The organism is Aestuariivirga sp. (genome assembly GCF_041738905.1).
Taxonomy (GTDB): Bacteria; Pseudomonadota; Alphaproteobacteria; order Rhizobiales; family Aestuariivirgaceae; genus Aestuariivirga.
Genome location: NZ_JBGSOZ010000021.1, coordinates 1 through 2,914, shown reverse-complemented (window position 1 = coordinate 2,914; position 2,914 = coordinate 1). Strand labels below are relative to the sequence as shown.

Below are 2,914 nucleotides of genomic sequence, written 5' to 3'. Positions count from 1 at the left end.
GCGGTCGGAGCGCGAGTGGCCGCGCGTGCGGTAGGTCTTGCATTCGACCAGCGTCGGGCCCTCGCCACGGCGTGCGCGAGCGGTCGCCTCGGCAATCGCCTCCTCGACATCGGCGATGGTGTTGCCGTCGACGATCACGCCCGGCATGCCGTAGGCGCTCGCACGGTCGGCGACATTGGCAACCGCCATCGAGCGCTCGATTGAGACCGACATGCCATACTTGTTGTTCTCGCACACGAAGACGACTGGAAGCTTCCACACCGCCGCCATGTTGAGCGCCTCGTGGAAGGCGCCTTCGTTCGAAGCTCCGTCGCCGAAGAAGCACATGGCGACATCGTCGCGCTTCTGCTTCTTGATGGCGAGCGCTGAGCCTACCGCGATGGGAAGCCCGCCGCCGACGATGCCGTTAGCGCCAAGGTTTCCGGTGGCCACGTCGGCGATGTGCATGGACCCGCCACGGCCGCGGCAATAGCCTTCTTCCTTGCCAAAGAACTCGGCGAACATCAGCTTGGGATCAGCGCCCTTGCCGATGCAATGTCCGTGACCGCGATGGGTGGACGTGATGTAGTCGGTATTGCGGAGCGCCATGGTCGAGCCCACGGCGGAGGCTTCCTGCCCGATCGACAAATGCATGGTGCCATGGATCAAGCCGCGCATGTAGGCTTCTTCCGCACCCTCCTCGAAGCGGCGGATGAGATACATCTTGCGCAGCGCTTCCTTCAATGCTTCGGCGCTGTACTTCCGAAAGAACGGCCTCGCGTTGGGCTTGATCGTGCCGACCGCGTTCATGCCCCCATTCCCTTCAGCATGTCGTCCTGCTTCTGGCGCAGCGCGACGATCCCGGCGGTCGCATCGACAGCGCAGTTGGCATAGGTCAGAAGCTCGCCCTTCTTGATGGGCTTCGTCACCTTGCCGTTTTCCAGCAATCCGCAGGGGACGGCCTTGCCTGCAACGGCATCTTCGACCGTCAGGATCCATGCGCGGTAGGTATATTCGCCGATGGCGTCGAGGCGCTCGCCGGGCACAAGGTCCTTCTTGGCCACGGCACAGACTTCTGCCGAGGGAACGTCCAGCGGCTGCATGTCGGCGGTCTTGTAGAGCACGGCGCGCGCACAGGAGAGCGGTACTTCGAGGCTGGTCAGGTGATAGGGCCGGTAGAATGTGTAGTAGGGGCCTTGACCGAGCTTCAGGTCATGCATGCGTTCGCGCACGCGCGGATGCGACATTTCAGCGATGACGAATACGCCGGGCGCAACGCCCTTGCCGATCGAATAATCGACAACGCCCTTGCGCGACAGCACGCCGCCGTCTTCCTTGGGGCACAATACTTTTTCCAGGTCGCTCAGGCCTGCTGCCGGGCCGTGCATGCCTGGGCAATCGGGAACGAGGCCGGTGGCGTTGGCAATGGCCGCCATCTCCACCATGGTCTTGGAACCATCGACGAACTCGACCAGCATGCGCGGATTCATGTTCCGGCGCTTGGCCTCTACCATGTAGTTGTCGGGCGTGGCGTCGATGTTGAGCGGGTTGTTCTTGCCCTTGCCGGCGGCAACGATCGGGTAACCGAGACCGGTGACGAAGTTGACGAGTTCCATGGTGGAGGAGGGCTCGTCGCCCGCGCCCAGCGTATAGACCACACCAAGGCGCTTGGCCTGATGCTGCAGATAGGCGCCGATGGTGACGTCGGCCTCGACGTTCATCATCACGAGATGCTTGCCATGCTCCATGGCGGTGAGGCCGATGGCGGCGCCCACGGCAGGCTTGCCGGTGGCGTCGATGACCACGTCGATGTGGTCCGACATGCACACGAGTTGCGCATCCTGCGTGATGGCGGCTTTGCCGGCTTCAAGTGCGGCGGCAAAGCTCTTCGCATTCTCGGCAATGGCGTGGCCGTCCTCGTCACGCCCAGCGGTGCGGAGTGCCTTCTTGGCCGAGTCGAGATTGATCTCTGCGATGGCGGCGACCGTGATGCCGGTCATCTGCTGGCACTGGGTGACGATGTCGGTGCCCATTTCGCCGGAGCCGATGAGGCCGATGCGAATGGGGCGGCCCGTCTCCTCAAGTCTGCGCGCAAGATCCGCGGCGAGTCCCGTCGTCGGGCCGATGCGCCGCTTGCCTTGCGAAATGTCATAAGCCGCCATGCTGGCCTCCCGATCCTGCTGAGTTGGCAATAAGATACTTTTGTGCCTAGTGATGTCAATAAGTATTGTTTGGTTTATAACTATGGATATTGCAATTGCGAAGGGCTTTTGGCGATTGCGAACTGTTTGTGGCGGTGCAACAAAAAGAGTTCTCAGGCCCGCACGGCCTGATTCAGGTTGTCAAATACGAAACAAATGAATTCACATATTGCAATTGTTTCAGTTTTGTGAAACTCATGGGGAAAGGCGCGGACGCGGACGGGACAGACTGCGGCGCGGCAGGGGAGGCGTGTTCCACGGGCTCGATGCCGTGCGGACTGAAGCAACACGGGAAGAAACATGGCGTCGATCAGTCTGAAGAAGATCAGCAAATCCTGGGGTTCGGTCGTCGGCGTCGATGCCATCGACCTCGACATCAAGGACAAGGAATTCATGGTTTTCCTCGGCCCCTCGGGTTGCGGCAAGACCACCACCATGCGGATGGTCGCAGGGCTTGAGGAGCCGACCGGCGGCGAAATCCTGATCGACGGTGAGATGGTCAACGATGTCGATGCGCGTGACCGCGACGTCGCCATGGTCTTCCAGAGCTACGCGCTCTATCCCAACATGTCGATCTACGAGAACATCCGCTTTCCGCTGCGCATGCGGGACATCCCGAAGGACCAGCACGACAGGCTGGTGCGGGAAGCTGCCGACATCGTCGAACTGGGCGACCTGTTGGACCGCAAGCCGCGCGCGCTCTCGGGCGGTCAGCGCCAGCGTGCGGCCCTTGC

General features: G+C 61.8%; 3 protein-coding genes. 1 reads left to right on the top strand and 2 read right to left on the bottom strand.

Annotated features, from left to right (window positions below):
• Positions 1–789 (bottom strand): thiamine pyrophosphate-dependent dehydrogenase E1 component subunit alpha (locus ACEW8Q_RS01550; protein WP_373502293.1); only part of this gene is annotated, 789 nt, incomplete at its 3' end.
• Entirely contained in the window at positions 786–2,141 is a 1,356-nt protein-coding gene (locus ACEW8Q_RS01545; RefSeq protein ID WP_373502292.1) for an NAD(P)H-dependent oxidoreductase, read from the bottom strand. The genes ACEW8Q_RS01550 and ACEW8Q_RS01545, both read right to left, overlap by 4 nt.
• A gap of 339 nt (positions 2,142–2,480) precedes the next feature.
• On the opposite strand from ACEW8Q_RS01545, the gene ACEW8Q_RS01540 reads away from it, so the two are divergent.
• Positions 2,481–2,914: ABC transporter ATP-binding protein (locus ACEW8Q_RS01540; protein ID WP_373502291.1), on the top strand; the 434-nt coding region annotated here is incomplete at its 3' end.

What these genes read in the sequence shown, in the direction of transcription:
- ACEW8Q_RS01545 (WP_373502292.1), bottom strand. Translation starts at nt 2,141, where the DNA reads ATGGCGGCTTATGACATTTCGCAAGGCAAGCGGCGCATCGGCCCGACG.